This is a genomic window from Lysinibacillus sp. NPDC096418, assembly GCF_044762775.1.
Classification (GTDB): domain Bacteria; phylum Bacillota; class Bacilli; order Bacillales_A; family Planococcaceae; genus Lysinibacillus.
In genome coordinates, this window is record NZ_JBIWEY010000002.1 from 209463 (window position 1) to 227374 (window position 17912).

General features: G+C 38.2%; 17 protein-coding genes. All 17 read left to right on the forward strand.

From position 1 onward, the window contains the following. Positions 1 to 95: 95 nt before the first annotated feature. The 17 genes from ACIQZG_RS03580 (at position 96) to ACIQZG_RS03660 (ending at position 17891) form a co-directional block, all read left to right on the forward strand. Positions 96 to 1643, forward strand: coding sequence for an ABC transporter ATP-binding protein (locus ACIQZG_RS03580; RefSeq protein ID WP_402753793.1), 1548 nt, complete (start codon positions 96 to 98; stop codon positions 1641 to 1643). After that, a complete protein-coding gene (locus ACIQZG_RS03585; RefSeq protein ID WP_402753794.1) occupies positions 1643 to 2689 on the forward strand; it encodes an ABC transporter permease in 1047 nt (348 codons plus the stop codon). Before ACIQZG_RS03580 ends, ACIQZG_RS03585 begins: the two co-directional genes overlap by 1 nt. A gap of 1 nt (position 2690) precedes the next feature. Then, positions 2691 to 3650 (forward strand): ABC transporter permease, encoded by a 960-nt coding sequence (locus ACIQZG_RS03590; RefSeq protein ID WP_402753795.1) that lies wholly within the window; start codon positions 2691 to 2693, stop codon positions 3648 to 3650. Between the two features lie 159 nt (positions 3651 to 3809). Beyond that, positions 3810 to 5081, forward strand: coding sequence for an EF-P 5-aminopentanol modification-associated protein YfmF (gene yfmF / locus ACIQZG_RS03595; protein WP_402753796.1), 1272 nt, complete (start codon positions 3810 to 3812; stop codon positions 5079 to 5081). Beyond that, a complete protein-coding gene (yfmH, locus tag ACIQZG_RS03600) occupies positions 5078 to 6376 on the forward strand; it encodes an EF-P 5-aminopentanol modification-associated protein YfmH (protein WP_402753797.1) in 1299 nt (432 codons plus the stop codon). Before yfmF ends, yfmH begins: the two co-directional genes overlap by 4 nt. Further along, positions 6376 to 7104: an elongation factor P 5-aminopentanone reductase gene (ymfI, locus tag ACIQZG_RS03605; protein ID WP_402753798.1), complete on the forward strand. Its 729-nt coding sequence runs from the start codon at positions 6376 to 6378 to the stop codon at positions 7102 to 7104. The genes yfmH and ymfI overlap by 1 nt, the downstream gene beginning before the upstream one ends. Before the next feature lie 43 nt (positions 7105 to 7147). Further along, a complete protein-coding gene (locus ACIQZG_RS03610; protein WP_402753799.1) occupies positions 7148 to 7405 on the forward strand; it encodes a DUF3243 domain-containing protein in 258 nt (85 codons plus the stop codon). Positions 7406 to 7662: 257 nt separating this feature from the next. Next, on the forward strand, positions 7663 to 8451 hold the full coding sequence (locus ACIQZG_RS03615; RefSeq protein ID WP_402753800.1) for a DUF3388 domain-containing protein: 789 nt from the start codon (positions 7663 to 7665) through the stop codon (positions 8449 to 8451). A gap of 201 nt (positions 8452 to 8652) precedes the next feature. Next, positions 8653 to 9567 carry a helix-turn-helix domain-containing protein gene (locus ACIQZG_RS03620; RefSeq protein ID WP_402753801.1) on the forward strand — a complete coding sequence of 305 codons (915 nt, stop codon included), beginning with the start codon at positions 8653 to 8655 and terminating at the stop codon, positions 9565 to 9567. A 47-nt stretch (positions 9568 to 9614) separates the two neighbouring features. Further along, a complete protein-coding gene (gene pgsA / locus ACIQZG_RS03625) occupies positions 9615 to 10193 on the forward strand; it encodes a CDP-diacylglycerol--glycerol-3-phosphate 3-phosphatidyltransferase (RefSeq protein ID WP_402753915.1) in 579 nt (192 codons plus the stop codon). 17 nt (positions 10194 to 10210) lie between these two features. After that, entirely contained in the window at positions 10211 to 11467 is a 1257-nt protein-coding gene (locus ACIQZG_RS03630) for a competence/damage-inducible protein A (RefSeq protein ID WP_402753802.1), read from the forward strand. Positions 11468 to 11628: 161 nt separating this feature from the next. Further along, on the forward strand, positions 11629 to 12693 hold the full coding sequence (recA, locus tag ACIQZG_RS03635; protein WP_402753803.1) for a recombinase RecA: 1065 nt from the start codon (positions 11629 to 11631) through the stop codon (positions 12691 to 12693). A gap of 172 nt (positions 12694 to 12865) precedes the next feature. Further along, positions 12866 to 13333: an RbsD/FucU family protein gene (locus ACIQZG_RS03640; protein ID WP_402753804.1), complete on the forward strand. Its 468-nt coding sequence runs from the start codon at positions 12866 to 12868 to the stop codon at positions 13331 to 13333. Next, positions 13327 to 14091 carry a DeoR/GlpR family DNA-binding transcription regulator gene (locus ACIQZG_RS03645; protein WP_402753805.1) on the forward strand — a complete coding sequence of 255 codons (765 nt, stop codon included), beginning with the start codon at positions 13327 to 13329 and terminating at the stop codon, positions 14089 to 14091. Before ACIQZG_RS03640 ends, ACIQZG_RS03645 begins: the two co-directional genes overlap by 7 nt. A 57-nt stretch (positions 14092 to 14148) precedes the next feature. Then, positions 14149 to 15666 (forward strand): sugar ABC transporter ATP-binding protein, encoded by a 1518-nt coding sequence (locus ACIQZG_RS03650; RefSeq protein WP_402753806.1) that lies wholly within the window; start codon positions 14149 to 14151, stop codon positions 15664 to 15666. A 158-nt stretch (positions 15667 to 15824) separates the two neighbouring features. Continuing rightward, positions 15825 to 16817 carry an ABC transporter permease gene (locus ACIQZG_RS03655; protein ID WP_402753807.1) on the forward strand — a complete coding sequence of 331 codons (993 nt, stop codon included), beginning with the start codon at positions 15825 to 15827 and terminating at the stop codon, positions 16815 to 16817. A 57-nt stretch (positions 16818 to 16874) separates the two neighbouring features. After that, entirely contained in the window at positions 16875 to 17891 is a 1017-nt protein-coding gene (locus ACIQZG_RS03660; protein WP_402753808.1) for an ABC transporter substrate-binding protein, read from the forward strand. The last annotated feature ends 21 nt before the right edge of the window (positions 17892 to 17912 follow it).

Genomic DNA, 17912 nt, shown 5'->3' on the forward strand with positions numbered 1-17912 from the left:
TAAAGAAAGAGCAAGTTAGTAGATGAAAGGTTTCTAACGATGACTTTTCATGTATTAATTTTTTATTACAAATAGTGCCTAAGGGAGTGAATATATTGGAATACGTGATTGAGATGCTTGGAATCCGTAAAGAATTCGGTGATTTCGTAGCTAATAATAACATCACCCTCCAGCTAAAGAAGGGCGAAATCCACGCGCTGTTAGGAGAAAACGGTGCTGGGAAATCGACTTTGATGAACGTACTTTTTGGTTTATATCAACCAGAAGGCGGCGAAATTCGTGTTCGAGGGAAGGCTGTGAAAATAACTGACCCGAATGTTGCCAATGATTTAGGGATTGGGATGGTGCATCAGCACTTTATGCTTGTGGAAAACTTCACAGTGACAGAAAACATCATTTTAGGCTCAGAGCCTACAAAAATGGGTGTCGTCAACATTAAAGATGCGGCAAAGAAAGTAGCGGAGCTTTCAGAAAAGTATGGGCTTGATGTAGATCCATATGCAAAAATTGAAGACATCACAGTTGGAATGCAACAACGGGTAGAGATTTTGAAAACGCTTTATCGTGGTGCGGAAATTTTAATCTTTGACGAACCGACTGCCTCATTAACACCACAAGAGATTTCGGAGTTAATCCAAATCATGAAACGTCTGATCGCTGAAGGAAAGTCAATTGTGCTAATTACGCATAAATTAAAAGAAATCATGGAAGTATCGGATCGTGTGACAATCATTCGTAAAGGGGAAGGCGTTGGAACAGTCGTGACGGCTGAAACAAATCCTGACCAATTAGCCGAATTAATGGTTGGACGTCAAGTGGAGTTCAAAACAGTTAAAACAGAAGCACATCCAACAGAGGAAGTATTGTCAGTCGAAAGTTTAGTTGTGACGGATTACCGTAACATTGATAAAGTGAAAGGTTTGAACTTAAACGTTCGCAGAGGCGAAATTGTTGGTATTGCCGGTATCGATGGAAATGGTCAAACAGAATTAATCGAGGCGATTACAGGTCTTAGAAAAGTAAAAAGTGGTACTGTGAAGTTGAACGGTAAAGATGTCACAAACATGAAACCGCGAAAAATTACAGAAGAAGGCGTTGGGCATATCCCACAAGACCGTCATAAGCATGGTCTTGTACTTGATTTCCCAATTGGTCACAATATTGTCCTTCAAACGTATTACCAATCACCAATCGCAAAAGGCTTTGTCATGGATTACAAGAAAATATCAGAAAAAGCTCGTCATATCATTGAAGAATTTGATGTGCGTACTGGGAATGGTGAAATGACACCAGCTCGTGCCCTATCAGGTGGTAACCAACAAAAGGCTATTATCGGTCGTGAAATTGATCGTAACCCAGATTTATTGATTGCAGCTCTGCCTACACGCGGTCTTGACGTAGGGGCGATTGAATTCATTCACTCAAGATTAATCGAACAACGAGATAATGGAAAAGCGGTCCTGTTGATTTCATTTGAGTTAGATGAAGTTATGAACGTTTCTGACCGAATTGCAGTTATTTATGATGGTCAAATCGTAGACGAGTTAAATCCAAAAGAAACAACAGAGCAAGAGCTTGGTTTATTAATGGCTGGGCAAAGTAAAAAAGGAAACGCGAAATTATCGAAGGAGGGGAACGGCTAATGTCGAATCGTGTCATTAATATACTCGTTCCTATCATCTCCATTATTATCGGTCTGATTGTTGGAGCTATCGTTATGTTAGTCAGTGGTTATGACCCTGTGGAGGGTTATCTAGCATTATGGACAGGTATTTTTGGAGATTCATATTCAATCGGGAACACAATCCGCCAAATTACACCATATATTTTGGCTGGTCTAGCAGTAGCATTTGCTTTCAGAACAGGATTATTCAACATCGGGGTTGAAGGTCAGCTAATTATGGGTTGGCTAGCAGCTGCATGGGTAGGGTATGCATTTGAACTACCTAAAATTATACACTTACCTTTAGCATTATTTGCAGCTGCGGCGGCAGGTGCAATATGGGCCTTTATTGCAGGTTTCTTAAAAGCGAAATTTAAAGTGCATGAAGTAATTGCGACAATTATGTTAAACTACACAGCGCTTTACATTACGAACGCTGTGATTAAAGAATTGTCAGACGGCAGCTTTAAAACAGAACGTATTCATGAGACAGCTTCACTACGTTCTCCGTTTTTAAGAGAGCTTACAGATAATTCAAGCCTTCACTATGGAATCATTGTTGCGCTAATTATGGTAGCAGTAATGTGGTTCATTTTAGAAAAAACAACACGTGGTTATGAATTAAAAGCTGTTGGTTTCAATCAACATGCAGCTGAATATTCAGGTATGAGCGTCAATAAAAACATTATTTTAGCGATGACAATTTCAGGTATGTTTGCAGGTCTTGGTGGGGCAATGGAAGCACTTGGTACATTCCAAAATGCAGCGATACAATCAGGCTTCACAGGTATAGGTTTTGACGGGATTGCGGTTGCCTTACTTGGTGCGAACACGCCACTTGGAGTCATATTCGGAGCGTCATTGTTTGGTTCACTAAAATACGGTGCACTAAATATGCCAAATGCTGCAGGTATCCCAGAGGAAATTGTGTCGATTATTATCGCATTAATTATCTTCTTCGTAGCATCAGGCTATATTATTCGCGTAGGTTTACAAAAGTTACGTAAGAAAAAGGAGGGACAATAACATGAGCTTTTTAGAAATGTTATACTTCATCATCCCTTCTGCGATTCTTTATGCAACACCATTAATATTCACAGCAATTGGTGGGGTATTCTCTGAACGTTCAGGTGTTGTGAATATTGGTTTAGAAGGTTTAATGATTGTTGGAGCATTCGTCGGCATTTATGTGAACTTAGAGTATGCAGCTACATTTGGGGCTGCGACAATTTGGATAGCTATGCTTGCGGCTGTAATTGTAGGTGGGATTTTCTCTCTTTTACATGCTGTGGCATCGATTTCCTTCCGTGCCGATCAAACGGTATCTGGGGTTGCCATTAACTTATTAGGATTGGCTGTGTCGGTATTCTTAGTAAAGCTGATTTATGGTAAAGGGCAAACAGATATGATTACCCGTCCGATTGAGCGTTTTGCGATTCCTTATTTAGAAGATATACCGTTCTTTGGTCCATTACTATTCAAAGATGTTTACAGTGCATCCATTTTGGCCTTTGCTGTTGCAATTGGTGCATGGTTTATTATTTTTAAAACACCGTTCGGCTTACGTCTTCGTGCAGTGGGGGAACACCCAATGGCGGCAGATACTATGGGGATATCCGTAAATAAAATGCGCTATATCGCTGTTGTTATATCTGGTGCACTTGGTGGTCTTGGCGGTGCGGTTTATGCACAAATAATTACACGTGATTTCTCACATGCTACGATTGCTGGTCAAGGTTTCATGGCGCTTGCGGCAATGATTTTCGGGAAATGGCATCCAATTGGTGCACTCGGTGCAGCGTTATTCTTCGGTTTAGCGCAAACATTAAGTATTACCGGGGATCAAATTCCATACGTGCAAGACATTCCAGCTGTATACCTACAAATTCTTCCGTATGTCTTAACAATTTTTGCGTTAGCAGGATTTATTGGAAAGGCAAATGCACCAAAAGCAAGTGGGCAACCATATATTAAAGGGAAGCGTTAATCGCCTTTGCTTTTGATGTATGTAGCGAAAAAATAAATGGCCGGGCCTTGTGCTCGGCCTTTTTGGTACATATATGTAATTCTTTTTGCAATTGTAGATAGTAGACATGTATAGTATTTGTAGAACATTGTTATATTAAGAAAGATAGGAGGGTTCCATATGTTTAAAACAATACCTTTTGCCAAAGGTGTCAACCTGCATATACGACAAACGACCCAATTTAAAACTGTGAATTTTTCAATTAAATGGAGAAGCCCATTAACAGCCGAGAGCGCATCTGAGCGTACGGTGTTAACAAATGTTTTACAACATAGCAATGCAAAATATACGACAACAGCCGCATTTCGTAGTTTTTTAGATGATTTATTTGGCACAGTTCTTTATTTTGATACATCAAAACGTGGTAATGAACATACAGTGCTCATGAACGTAGAAACGGTGAATGATCAATATTTAGCAAATAGCAATGTGTTAAGTGAAGTGTTGGATTTATTACACACAGCTATTTTTGAACCGAATTTAGAAAATGGTGTGTTTAAGGAATCGATTGTGTCACGTGAAAAGCAAATGGTTATTCAACGTATTGAATCCATTTTTGACGATAAGTCACGTTTTGCCCAACAACGACTTCAACAAATCTTACGTCCAAATGAACCTGCTTCAATCTCGGCAAATGGTACGGTGGAGGATATCAACAAAATTACTCCGTCATCACTATTTGCAGGTTACGAAGCAATGATGGCAAATGATAAGATCGATATTTATGTAGCTGGTGACGTCAATGAGGATGAAATAGTAGCAAAATTAAAACAGGTGCTACCATTTAAAGATCGTACACCTGAAGAAATACCAGCTGTTTTACCGCAGCAACATCCAAAAGATGACTATGTCCGCGAGCAACAAGACATGAAGCAAGGGAAACTACACATTGGCTTTAGTACACCCGTACGTTTTGGTGATGCTGATTTTGCGAAAATGCAAATTTTTAACGGCGTATTTGGTGGTTATCCGCATGCCAAATTATTTATGAATGTTCGTGAAAAGGAAAGCTTAGCATATTATGCATCAAGCTCATACGCATCGCATTACGGCTTAGTATTCGTTGTGTCGGGGATTGAAGCGAAAAACGAAGAAAAAGCCCTTACTCTTATTAAAGAGCAATTAGCTGTCATGCAAGCAGGCGATATTTCAGATTTAGAATTAGAACAAACAAAAGCGATGCTTACGAATCAGTTAAAAGAGGCGTTGGATTCTGCACGCGGTCAAATTGAGATTTTTGATCAATATAAAGATTTACCTGAGAATTTTTCTGTAGAAGCTTGGGCAAATAGATGGAAAGCTGTAACGAAAGAAGATGTCATTGAAATGGCGAAACAAGTTAAACTTGAAGCGGTCTATTTCTTATGTGGGAAGGAGCAAGCCGCACAATGAAAACAATTGAATTTAAACAGTTAGATGAAACACTTTACTATGAAAAATTAGAAAATGGTTTAGATGTCTATATATTACCGAAAAAAGGGTTTTCAAAAACGTTTGTGACGTTTACGACAAAGTATGGATCAATAGATCGTACTTTTGTGCCAATCGGTGAAACAGAAGCAATTACTGTACCAGATGGTATTGCCCACTTTTTAGAACATAAAATGTTTGAAAAAGAGGACGGCGATGTATTCCAAAAGTTTAGTGAGTACGGTGCTTCAGCAAATGCATTCACGTCATTTACACGTACAGCGTATTTATTTTCTTCAACAGACCATATTTATAAAAGTACAGAAACATTATTGAACTTCGTGCAAGAGCCATATTTCACTGAGGCGACGGTCAATAAGGAAAAAGGAATAATTGGTCAAGAGATTACAATGTATGATGATCAACCGGACTGGCGTTTATATTTCGGAACGATTGCGAATATGTATCACAATCATCCCGTAAAGATCGATATTGCTGGGACAATCGAGTCTATAGATGGCATTACTGCTGATCATTTATACACTTGCTATAATACGTTCTACCACCCATCAAACATGCTTCTTTTTGCAATTGGTGCAGTTGATCCAGAAGAAATGATGACGTATATTCGTGAAAATCAAGCGAAAAAACAATTCGAAGCACCAACACCGTTGCAACGCTTTTTTGATGAAGAACCGTCAGACGTCGCTGTCAAAGAAGATTCGTTGTATATGGATGTTCAAAAGCCAAAGGTATATGTAGGCCTTAAAGCGAAGGAAACGGATCTTTCAGGTAGTGCAATGCTAAAACATGAGCTAGCGGTGCAAATCGCATTAGAGCTTATTTTTGGTCGTACTTCTGAGTTCTATACGCATGTGTATGATGAGGGCTTGATCGATGAAACGTATGCCTTTGATTTTACGCTTGAAAAAGGCTTTGGTTTTGCGATGATTGGTTCAGATACGACGGAACCAGATGTTCTTGAAAAAGCGATTAAGGCTGAACTTGCTAAATATGAAGGTAAATCATCATTTATCAGTGCTGATTTAGAACGCATCAAGCGTAAAAAAATTGGTTTCTTCTTACGTGCCTTAAATTCCATTGAATTTATTGCAAATCAATTTACGCGTTATTCTTTTAACGACATGAATTTATTTGATGTTGTACCGGAATTAGAAGCTTTAACAGTTGAAGATATAACTGAGGCTTTCAAAACAATTCAGGGCGAATCACAGCAAACTGTTTTTAAAATTTTGCCGACAGAGAAGAATGCATAATGAAAAAGTTTGCACTTGTGCTAGGAGCTTCGGGGGAAATTGGTCGTACTATTTGCCGAAGCCTAGCAGAGGATGGTTGGTCCCTTTATTTACACTTTACGCATAACGAGAAAGCTATGAATGATTTATATCATTCGCTTTCTTTCGATTTTCCAACACAGGAATTTATGATTGTACAGGCTGATTTTACTGATAACATGGCTGCAGAAAAACTCGCGTCGCAAATTTTTAGTTTGCAGGCGCTTGTTTTTGCAAGTGGGCAAGCACATTATGCATTACTCGAAGATACAACTACAGCTGACATGGAAGCGTTATGGCGCGTTCATGTACAAAATCCTATGCGCCTTACAGCTTTACTTTCAAGCAAGCTACGTGTACATAAAGTTAGTTATGTGCTCTTTATTGGGTCAATTTGGGGTGAAGCAGGCTCAGCAGGTGAATCCTTATATGCAACCGTTAAAGGTGCTCAACACGCGTTTGTGAAGTCCTATGCAAAAGAAGCTGCATTATCAGGTATTCGTGTAAATGCGATTGCACCAGGTTTAATAAATACGTCGATGAATGGCCATTTAAGCGATGAAGAACTTAGCTATATTTTAGATGAGATTCCACTTGGAACAGTTGGACAAACGAAGGATGTTGCAGAAATGGTCCGCTTTTACTTATCAGGGCATGCAGATTATGTGACTGGGCAAATTATAAGATTAAACGGTGGCTGGTACATATAATTTCTCTTTAAGCACATACTAGGTGTGAAAAGGAGGAGAAGTTATGAGCATTTTAGACAACTGGCAAAAATGGACTTCTTTTTTAGGACAAAATGTGACACAGGCAGAATCAAATGGGATGCCAAAGAAAGTGATTCAGGAGGCAGCTGTTCAAATTGGTGAATATTTGGCGACAAATGTTGATCCGAAAAATGAACAAGAGCGAGTTCTTTCTGATTTATGGGCTGTTGCATCCGATGATGAGAAGCATGCACTTGCTAATTGTGTTGTGAAGCTTGTTCAAAATAAGCATGTGCAGTAAGATTGGAGCAGCTGTTCGATAAGTCAAGTTGACTTATCGAACGGTTGCTTTTTTATATAAAAGGAATATATATCCTTTATTAGGATAATAAGTGGTTTTGTGTGGTGTTATAATTTGCTCTTTTAAAAAAAATACAAGTATTTTATAAATAACCCTAGAAATCGTTGCATTCTAACTTTCCATTACATAAAAAATCCGCTATGATGGAACTTATAAAGGTTTTTTTACGTTAACTAATAAGAAGGGGACGATTACATTTGAGCGATTGGTACTTTGAATATGAAATTCAGGTGAATCGTCCAGGATTATTGGGGGATATTGCTTCACTTTTAGGGATGCTTCGTGTCAATATTATATCAATCAATGGTGTCGATGAAGAACGTCGTGGAATGTTAGTGCATACAGACAATGATGAAGCAATTGAGCGCTTTCGAACAATTGTTTCGACAATGGAACATATCCATGTTACGAAATTTCGACAACCTAAACTACGTGACCGTTTAGCCATCAGACATGGTCACTATATTCCTCGAGATGCAGATGAAAAAAATACATTCCGTTTTGTACGTGATGAACTAGGTATTTTGGTTGACTTCATGGCTGAATTATTCAAAAAGGACGGCCATAAATTAATTGGAATACGTGGAATGCCTCGTGTTGGTAAAACCGAATCGATTGTAGCTGCGAGTGTTTGTGCCAATAAAAAATGGATTTTTTTATCATCGACAATGATTAAGCAAACAGTAAGAAATAAACTAGCTGGAGATGAGTTCAGTAACAATAATATTTTTATATTAGATGGTATTGTAACCCGCCGCTCGACAGATGAACGTCATTTGCAGCTTGTTCGAGAGATAATGCGAATGTCTTCAATTAAGGTAGTAGAGCACCCAGACATGTTTGTACAGCATTCAGAGTATAAGATTGAGGATTTCGATTACATTATTGAATTACGTCATGACCCGAATGAAGAAATTACTTACGAAATAATGGAAAAAAATCAAATGATGTCCGAGTCCAATTCGTTTGGTGGATTTAATTTTTAATTTTATTCAGTGGTATCTCCTCATATATTGGATAAAAGATAAATGCAATTATTGTAAAAGGTTCAGTAGACTTAATAAATGTCAACTGAAGAAATTTAAAGCCTCTGGCAGATGCCATAAATTTTCATAGGAGATAATGGTGCAAGCATGATTAAAAATGGAGCATCAAATGAAGCCAAGGTGAATTTGATATTAAAGTAGGTGTTAATTGTGACTGAATTAGGTACTCGACTGAAAGAGGCGAGACTGTCCAAAGGCTATAGTTTGGATGATTTACAAGAAATAACGAAAATTCAAAAACGTTATTTAATGGGTATTGAAGAAGGCAACTATTCAATGATGCCAGGTACATTTTATGTGCGTGCATTTATAAAACAATATGCGGAAGCTGTTGATTTAAACGCTGAAGAGTTATTAGAAACATACAAAGGTGACGTGCCAGGTGCTCCAAACGAGCAGGTGTCACAATCAATATCACAGATACCGAGTAGACGTAAGCTAACTAAGGGTCCTTCCAATAGAATGATGGAATCGATGCCAAAAATAATTGCCGCTCTATTTATTATCGTGATTATTGTAATAATGTGGATTTTATGGCAGTCTAAAAGCAATGCGGGTACACCGGTGGTGGAAGATAAACCACCGGTGATGGAATATGATAAAAATCCTCAACCAATTGATAGTGACAAAGAACAACAAGATAAAGAAAAACTAGATAAAGAAAATGCATCAAAAGAAGATACTGATAAAGAAGAGGATAAACCGGAAGAAGATGTCGAAGATGTTAAACAAGCCATTTCTCCTGGTACAATCGAAGCTGATGGTGAAACAACTTCGTATACATTAACTGGTACAGATGTATTTAAACTTCGTATTGAAGTATCAGGTCCAACCTGGGTCGGTATTCGTGATCAAAGCAAAACAGAATTACTAGCAGATACGCGAGCATATAATGCAGGAGAAGTTGTGGAATTTGATGCAACGGCTCAAAATTATGTACGTATTCGTCTAGGGAATTCAGCAAATGCAAAAGTATATATTAATGACGAGCTTTTAACGTATGCACAACAAAGAGTAACGCAAAACATCGTCATCAATTTCAATAAAGAACAGTAGTCACCTAATGGTGACTACTTTCTTTCATCATGAAAGGTGTTAGTGAAATGAATATTCCAAATAAAATTACCATCTCTCGTATTTTACTTATCCCGTTTTTTGTCATTGTAATGATGTATGACTTTGGATGGGGGACAATGTCGTTATTTGGCGCAGAAATGCCTGTTCATCATTTTATAGGTGCCCTTATTTTTATTATTGCTTCTACAACGGACTGGGTAGATGGATATTATGCGCGTAAATATAATCTTGTCACAACGTTCGGGAAATTTTTAGATCCACTTGCGGATAAATTACTTGTTTCTGCGGCGTTTATTTTAATGGTAGAGCTTGATATGGCATCAGCTTGGATTATTATTATCATTATTAGTAGAGAGTTTGCTGTAACAGGATTACGCCTAATTTTAGCAGGTGGTGGTGAAGTCGTAGCGGCAAACCAACTTGGTAAAATTAAAACATGGGCACAAATTGTTGCGATTGCAGCAGCACTCTTACACAATACAATTTTCACATTAATTGGTATTCCATTTGATACAATCATGTTATATATTGCATTATTCTTTACACTTTGGTCAGGATGGGATTATTTCTATATAAATCGTCGTGTGTTACTTGAGTCTAAATAAGAGGGGTCTTGTGGGTCATGAATGCTGAAATTATTGCGGTTGGTTCAGAGTTGCTTTTAGGTCAAATTACGAATACCAATGCGAAATTTATTTCCAGTCAATTATCTGAGCTTGGGATAAACGTGTTTTATCATACAGTAGTTGGAGATAATTCGAATCGTCTAGTGGAGGCGATTACGGTAGCTGAATCGAGAGCGGATTGTATTATTTTTTCTGGTGGTCTTGGTCCAACGAAAGATGATTTAACGAAAGAAACAATTGCACGACATTTAAATCTCGATTTGGAATTTGATAAAGCTGCTTTAACATCGATAGAACATTTTTTTTCAAAACGTGGTCGGCCAATGACAGACAATAATCGAAAGCAGGCACTTGTGTTAGCAGGTAGTGATGTACTAGCAAACCACCATGGCATGGCTCCTGGGATGATTCTCTCGAAGGCTGGGCGTACATATATTTTACTACCTGGTCCTCCGAAAGAGTTGGAGCCAATGTTCCAATATGAAGCAAAACCAAAACTGGTTGCTTTGTTAAATGCTGGTGGGGTTATCATATCTCATGTAATGCGCTTTTATGGCATTGGTGAGGCTGAGTTAGAGGATCGTGTGCAAGATATTTTAGATGCGCAAACAAACCCAACAGTTGCACCGTTAGCATCTGATGGAGAAGTGACATTACGTGTGACGGCAAAGGCAGAAACAGAGGTTGAAGCACAGCAGCTCATTGCGGCGAAAGTGACTGAAATTCAAGCAATTGTAGGCGATTACCAATATGGTATCGACGATGATTCTCTGGCATCTAAAACAGTAGAAATGCTGTTAGATAATAATCTCACAATTTCTGCAGCAGAAAGCTTAACTGCAGGTTTATTTCAATCAGAGCTTGCAGAAATTCCAGGTGTAGGAGGCACGCTCATTGGCGGGGTTGTCACTTATACAGAGGATACAAAGGTTAAGCAACTTGGCATTTCGAAAGAATTACTTGATACCTATGGAATTGTCAGTAGTGAATGTGCATCAGCAATGGCTAGTGCCGTTCGCGCTAAGTTCAATACGAATATTGGCATCGGTCTTACTGGTGCAGCAGGGCCAACAGCTCATGACCATCAGCCTGTAGGTACTGTTTGGATAGGCATTGCTATTGATGATGAAGAACCAATTACGTACCTACTACATTTATCGGGCATGCGTAATACAAATCGTTTACGTGCGGTGAAGTTTACATGTCATTATTTAATGCAATTGCTCGGGGACCGTGGTTTTTCAAAACGATAATGAAATAGTTGAAAATGAGAATTTGGATAGGGAGAACTTATCCAAATTTTTATTTTGAAGAAAAATCGAATAAACGTTCGCTTTTTTCTTGCGTGTTTTCTCAAAAACAAGTATAGTAGAGATAGACAAAAACAGTGAACGTTTTCAAAGGAGGAAATACATTGAGTGATCGTAAAGCAGCCTTAGAACAGGCGTTAAAACAAATTGAAAAGAATTTCGGTAAAGGGTCAATTATGAAACTTGGCGAAAAAACAGATTTAGAAATCGCAACATCTTCAAGTGGTTCATTAGCACTTGACGCAGCATTAGGTGTTGGTGGTTATCCTCGTGGACGTATTATCGAAGTGTACGGTCCAGAATCTTCTGGTAAAACAACAGTAGCACTTCATGCGATTGCTGAAGTACAAGCAAATGGTGGCCAGGCTGCATTTATCGATGCAGAGCACGCACTTGATCCAATCTATGCACAAAAATTAGGTGTCAATATTGACGAGTTACTGCTTTCTCAGCCAGATACTGGTGAACAAGCGCTTGAGATTGCTGAAGCATTAGTACGTAGTGGTGCCATTGATATTATTGTCATCGACTCTGTAGCAGCACTTGTACCAAAGGCTGAAATTGAGGGTGATATGGGTGATTCGCACGTTGGTTTACAAGCACGTTTAATGTCACAAGCATTACGTAAGCTATCAGGTGCTATTAATAAATCAAAAACAATCGCTATTTTCATTAACCAAATTCGTGAAAAAATCGGTGTAATGTTCGGGAATCCAGAAACAACTCCTGGTGGTCGTGCCCTTAAATTCTACAGTTCAGTACGATTAGAAGTTCGTCGTGCAGAAGCGATTAAACAAGGAAATGACATTATGGGTAACCGTACAAAAATTAAAATCGTGAAAAATAAAGTAGCACCGCCATTTAGAACTGCAGAAGTCGATATTATGTATGGTGAAGGTATTTCTAAAGAAGGCGAAACTGTAGATTTAGGTGTTGAATTAGACATCGTACAAAAAAGTGGTTCTTGGTATGCATATGGTGACGAACGTCTAGGACAAGGCCGCGAAAATGCCAAGCAGTATTTAAAAGAGAACACTGCTGTATTAGAGGAAATCGCCAATAAGATCCGTGCATCTTATGGTATTGCGGCTTCATCTTACACAATCGCAGCACATGATGAGGAAGAAGAGGACGAAGAATTACTACTTCTTTTAGAGGAAGATAAATAAAAATTTTGAAAACACCCATCGCGATGATGGGTGTTTTTGTGTCTAAATTTATTTATAAATCTATACATACACTTTTTGTGAGAAACATATAAGTAATTAATGGTTTTGTGTTTGATATTTTTTGCTTTTTTTGTTTTTACTGATAAAACCAAAAAAGAAGGTGATGCAAATTATGTTAAAGAATATCCCAATGTCGCTTTCACCAGAGTTATTAAAAGTGTTAATGGAAATGGGACATGGTGATGAAATTGTGTTAGCCGACGGAAATTTTCCAACATACTCACACACAAACAAAGCAATTCCGTTATCTGGTGTGTCAATTCCTACTGTGCTGGAAGATATATTAACACTGTTCCCTTTAGACTCCTATGCTGACTTTGCCGTTGTGTATATGATGCATGGACCAGAAGTAGAAACACCAGAAATTTGGTCAACCTACGCAAAAATACTAGAGAAGACTGATAATAATCAATTTTTACCGTACAAACTAGGACGCTTAGCATTTTATGAAAGAGCTAAAAAAGCATATGCCATAGTAGCGACGAGCGAAGCCGCAATTTATGCGAATGTAATTTTAAAAAAGGGCATTATTGCAAAGGAGCCTAAGCGCGTTGATAGAAATGAGGAAGATATATGTTAGCAATTGAAAGACAAAAGCAAATTATATATAAGGTGAACAAGCAACAAAATGTCAAAGTATCGGCGTTAAGTAAGCTTTTTCAAGTTACAGAGGAAACGATTCGTAGGGATTTAGAAAAGCTTGAAGCAGAAGGGAAGTTAGCAAGAACACATGGTGGGGCAGTTTCCGTGGAAGCTGATGAATTCGAACTGCCTTTTGTACAACGAGAAATACTGTTTCAGCAAGAGAAAGATGCAATTGCAACAGCAGCCGTTCAGTTAATCCAAGAAAATGACATATTATTTTTAGATGCTAGTTCAACAGCTTTATATATGGCAAAAAAACTCCCTAACATCTCATTAATCGTATTAACGAATGCGCTATCGATTGCTATCGAGCTAGGGAGGCATTCAAATATTCAAGTCACAGTTCTAGGAGGGACCTTGTCAAAAACATCACCTGCATTATTCGGTCCTCAAACAATTGAAGCAATTGAAAAGTATCATGTCGATAAAATGTTCTTTTCATGTGAGGGATTAGATGAAAAGTGGGGAATAAGTGACTCCAATGAACAGCAAGCAATGATAAAACGAAGAATGGCCCTAAATGCAAATGAAAAAATATTATTAATGGATCACAGTAAGTTAAACAAAAAAGCATTTTCCTGTATTGGTAGCCATCAACTCATTACAAAAGTTGTAGTTGATGAAGCGGCCAATAAGCAAATACTAGAGACCCTATTAAAAGGAAGAGAAGTTATATATGCAAAGATGCAATAGTAGATGTTTTGGATAGATGAAAAAAGAATTTCAAAATTCCTTTACAGAGAAACCAACATGCATACAAAGCGAGGTGGTAAAGTGGAGCCCATACTGAAAATTGAAAACGTTTCCAAGTCATTTCCGGGTGTCAAGGCATTGTCAAATGTACATTTAACGCTTCATGCGGGAGAAGTATTAGCGTTGGTCGGTGAGAATGGTGCAGGAAAATCCACATTAATGAAGATTTTATCTGGCATCTATAAAAAAGATGAGGGCAGTATTCAATATTTAGGGAAAGAAATTGAGGTGCTTTCTCCTAAGCATGCACAAAAATTAGGGATATCGATTATTCATCAAGAGTTGAACTTAATGAAAGATTTAACGATTGCTCAAAATATTTTTATCGGGCGAGAGCCGAAGAGCGCCAATTTATTTGTGAAAGATAAAAAACTAAATCAAGATACGAAAGAGTTATTTGAAAGATTGGGGATTCAGTTAGATCCAAAGATGAAGGTGCAACATTTATCCGTGGCAAAACAACAAATGGTGGAAATTGCGAAAGCGCTATCATTGGATGCGAAAATTATTGTGATGGATGAACCGACAACTGCTTTAACAGATGCGGAGATTGATGCCTTATTCAATATAATTGAAGATTTAAAGCGGAAGGGCGTCGGTATTATTTATATTTCCCATCGGATGGATGAACTCAAAAGAATATCTGACCGAGTCATGATTATGCGGGATGGTTGTTATATCGATACGCTTGAAATGAAAGGTATTGATATGAATCATGTTATTAAGTTGATGGTTGGTCGAGAGGTTTATATTGAATCTAAGCCTCAAACAGATAGTAATACAGAGGAGAAGATTTTAGAAGTTCGCAATATTTCGACGAAATCTCATTTAAAAAATGTTTCTTTCGAATTACATAAAGGTGAGATTTTGGGCTTTTCGGGATTGATGGGGGCAGGACGAACTGAAATCGCACGCGTTATTTTTGGTGCGGATAAATGCTCCGAGGGTGAAATTTATATGCATGGCAAGAAAGTGAAAATAAAATCACCATCGGATGCAGTGAAATTAGGAATTGGCTATTTATCAGAAGATCGTAAACAATACGGGCTACTTGTGAACATGGACGTAAAATCGAATATGGTCTTGCCAACCATTAGAAACTTTCAATCGAAACTTGGCTTTATTAACAATCATAAAATAAAATCCATTTCGAAGGATTTTGTAAAGCGGCTCAATATTAAAACACCATCTATTGATCAGGAAATTAGGCTGTTATCGGGTGGGAATCAGCAAAAGGTCGTAATAGCAAAATGGCTTTATCGTAACTGCGACATACTTATTTTCGATGAACCGACAAGAGGCATTGATGTTGGAGCAAAAGGGGAAATTTATAAACTATTAGATGAACTAGCTTCAGAGGGAAAGGCGATAATTATGATTTCTTCGGAGCTACCAGAAATTTTACGGATGAGTCATCGCATTATGGTGATGGCAGAGGGAGAAATTCGTGCAGTTATAAATGCTGAAGAGGCAACGCAAGAACTGATTATGAGCTATGCAACGAACTTAACTTAATTCAGTAGAAAATCGTGATTTTTATAGTCTGTGAAAGAAATGTAGGTTTTGACTTTACTTAGTGAGCGTTCAAACACCGACTGAATAAAGTCAAAGCCCCCAGCGAATATCACAGATTTAACAGGTAACTTAGATAAAAAGCGTAAGGAGGAGTGAGTATGACCAATCCGATTGCAGTCACGACGAATACAGAAAAGAAGAAAATGATTCCTGTTGGTGCTCTTCAGCAAACATTAGCATTTGCTAGTTTAATAGCATTAATACTATTTTTTTCGATTGCTTCGAGTAACTTTTTACAGTGGAGTAATATCATCGGTATTTTACTATCGACCGCTGTAATAGGCATTCTCGCATTAGGTGCAACATTCGTCATTATTACAGGTGGTATTGATTTGTCTGTAGGTACAGTGATGACGTTGTCTTCTGTTATGACAGGCGTACTTGTTGTTAACAGTGGTTTACCAATTATTATCGGTGTTATGGGTGGTATTGCTACAGGCGCATTTTGTGGATTGCTGTGTGGTGTGATGATTACCAAGTTAAAAATCCCACCTTTTATTTCTACTTTGGCTATGATGATGGTCGCGAAGGGGCTAGCATTAGTGATTTCAAATGCAGCACCCATCTACTTCTTAGAGTATGAATGGTTTACGAAAATAGCATTGGGTTCAATTATTCCTGGTGTTAATATTCCAAATGCTGTTCTTATATTTTTCATAATGGCTATTATAGGTAGCGTTATTTTATCAAAAACAATTTTAGGGCGGTACAACTTTGCGATTGGAAGTAATGAAGAAGCAACTAGACTTTCAGGCGTAAACGTCAACTTTTGGAAGATCGCTATTTATACATTAGCGGGTGCATTTACAGGAATTGCAGGGGTGTTAATGGCAGCCCGTTTAAATTCTGCACAACCGGCATTGGGGCAAGGCTATGAGCTAGAAGCTATTGCAGCAGTCGTGATTGGCGGCACATCTTTAAGTGGAGGAAAGGGTTCTATTGTGGGAACAGTTATCGGAGCTCTTATTATGAGTGTGCTGACAAATGGTTTACGTATATTATCGATTCCGCAAGAATGGCAAACCGTTGTCGTAGGTTTAGTAATCATATTAGCTGTTTTTATTGATGTTGTAAGAAGAAGAAATGAATAAATAAAGAGTATTAGGTCTATTTGACATCAAAATAAAAAAGTTAAAGGGGTAGAGTGGATGAAGAAAAAGTTTTGGTTGGTAGGTGTACTGTTCGTCATGGTTTTGGCATTGGTGGCGTGTAATACTTCAACTGAAGATACAGCAGAAAATGGGGATAAAGAAGGTACAGATACAAATGATGCGACAGTTGAAACAAGCAGTGAAAAGCCATATGTTGCTATCGTCTCCAAGGGTTTTCAGCATCAGTTTTGGCAAGCGGTAAAGCAGGGAGCAGAGAAAGCTGCGGATGAATTTGATGTTACGATTACATTTGAAGGACCTGAAACGGAGTCTCAAGTAGATAAACAAATTGAAATGTTACAAGCTGTGCTTGATAAAAAGCCAGCAGCATTAGGTTTTGCTGCACTAGATTCAAAAGCAGCAATTCCCTTACTAACAGATGCTGATGCGAAAAATATTCCTATTATTGCGTTCGACTCAGGGGTAGATAGTGATTTACCGTTAGCAACAGCTTCTACTGATAATACAGCTGCGGCAGCATTAGCGGCCGATAAAATGGCTGAAGCAATTGGGAATAAAGGAAAAATTGCATTAATCGTGCATGACCAAGTATCTGTTACTGGTGCAGGACGACGAGATGGCTTTAAAAATCAAATAGAATCAAAGTATCCAGATATTGAAATCGTGGATATTCAGTATGGTGGCGGGGATCACTTAAAATCAACCGACTTAGCAAAGGCTATTATGCAAGCACATCCAGATTTAAAAGGTATTTTCGGCTCAAACGAAGGTTCAGCGATTGGTGTTGTGAATGCTGTTCAAGAATTAAACAAAACAGGTGAAATTGTTGTGGTCGGATTTGACTCAGGCAAACAACAAATTGATGCCATTAAGAGTGGCTTAATGGTTGGAGCTGTGACGCAAAATCCAGTAGGTATTGGCTATGAAACGGTGAAAGCAGCAGTTGCAGCAATAAAAGGCGAGTCCGTTGAGAAAGTAATTGATACTGGTTTCTACTGGTATGACAAAGATAATATCGATTCTGCAGAAATTAAAGCTGCTATTTATGAATAATTAATAAAAGTGGAGGCGGAA

Bases quoted from the DNA above. Each gene is read 5' to 3' on its own strand.
- ACIQZG_RS03585 (WP_402753794.1), top strand. From the start codon at position 1,643: ATGTCGAATCGTGTCATTAATATACTCGTTCCTATCATCTCCATTATT.
- ACIQZG_RS03590 (WP_402753795.1), top strand. From the start codon at position 2,691: ATGAGCTTTTTAGAAATGTTATACTTCATCATCCCTTCTGCGATTCTT.
- yfmF (WP_402753796.1), top strand. From the start codon at position 3,810: ATGTTTAAAACAATACCTTTTGCCAAAGGTGTCAACCTGCATATACGA.
- yfmH (WP_402753797.1), top strand. From the start codon at position 5,078: ATGAAAACAATTGAATTTAAACAGTTAGATGAAACACTTTACTATGAA.
- ymfI (WP_402753798.1), top strand. From the start codon at position 6,376: ATGAAAAAGTTTGCACTTGTGCTAGGAGCTTCGGGGGAAATTGGTCGT.
- ACIQZG_RS03610 (WP_402753799.1), top strand. From the start codon at position 7,148: ATGAGCATTTTAGACAACTGGCAAAAATGGACTTCTTTTTTAGGACAA.
- pgsA (WP_402753915.1), top strand. From the start codon at position 9,615: ATGAATATTCCAAATAAAATTACCATCTCTCGTATTTTACTTATCCCG.
- ACIQZG_RS03630 (WP_402753802.1), top strand. From the start codon at position 10,211: ATGAATGCTGAAATTATTGCGGTTGGTTCAGAGTTGCTTTTAGGTCAA.
- ACIQZG_RS03640 (WP_402753804.1), top strand. From the start codon at position 12,866: ATGTTAAAGAATATCCCAATGTCGCTTTCACCAGAGTTATTAAAAGTG.
- ACIQZG_RS03645 (WP_402753805.1), top strand. From the start codon at position 13,327: ATGTTAGCAATTGAAAGACAAAAGCAAATTATATATAAGGTGAACAAG.
- ACIQZG_RS03650 (WP_402753806.1), top strand. From the start codon at position 14,149: ATGCATACAAAGCGAGGTGGTAAAGTGGAGCCCATACTGAAAATTGAA.
- ACIQZG_RS03655 (WP_402753807.1), top strand. From the start codon at position 15,825: ATGACCAATCCGATTGCAGTCACGACGAATACAGAAAAGAAGAAAATG.
- ACIQZG_RS03660 (WP_402753808.1), top strand. From the start codon at position 16,875: ATGAAGAAAAAGTTTTGGTTGGTAGGTGTACTGTTCGTCATGGTTTTG.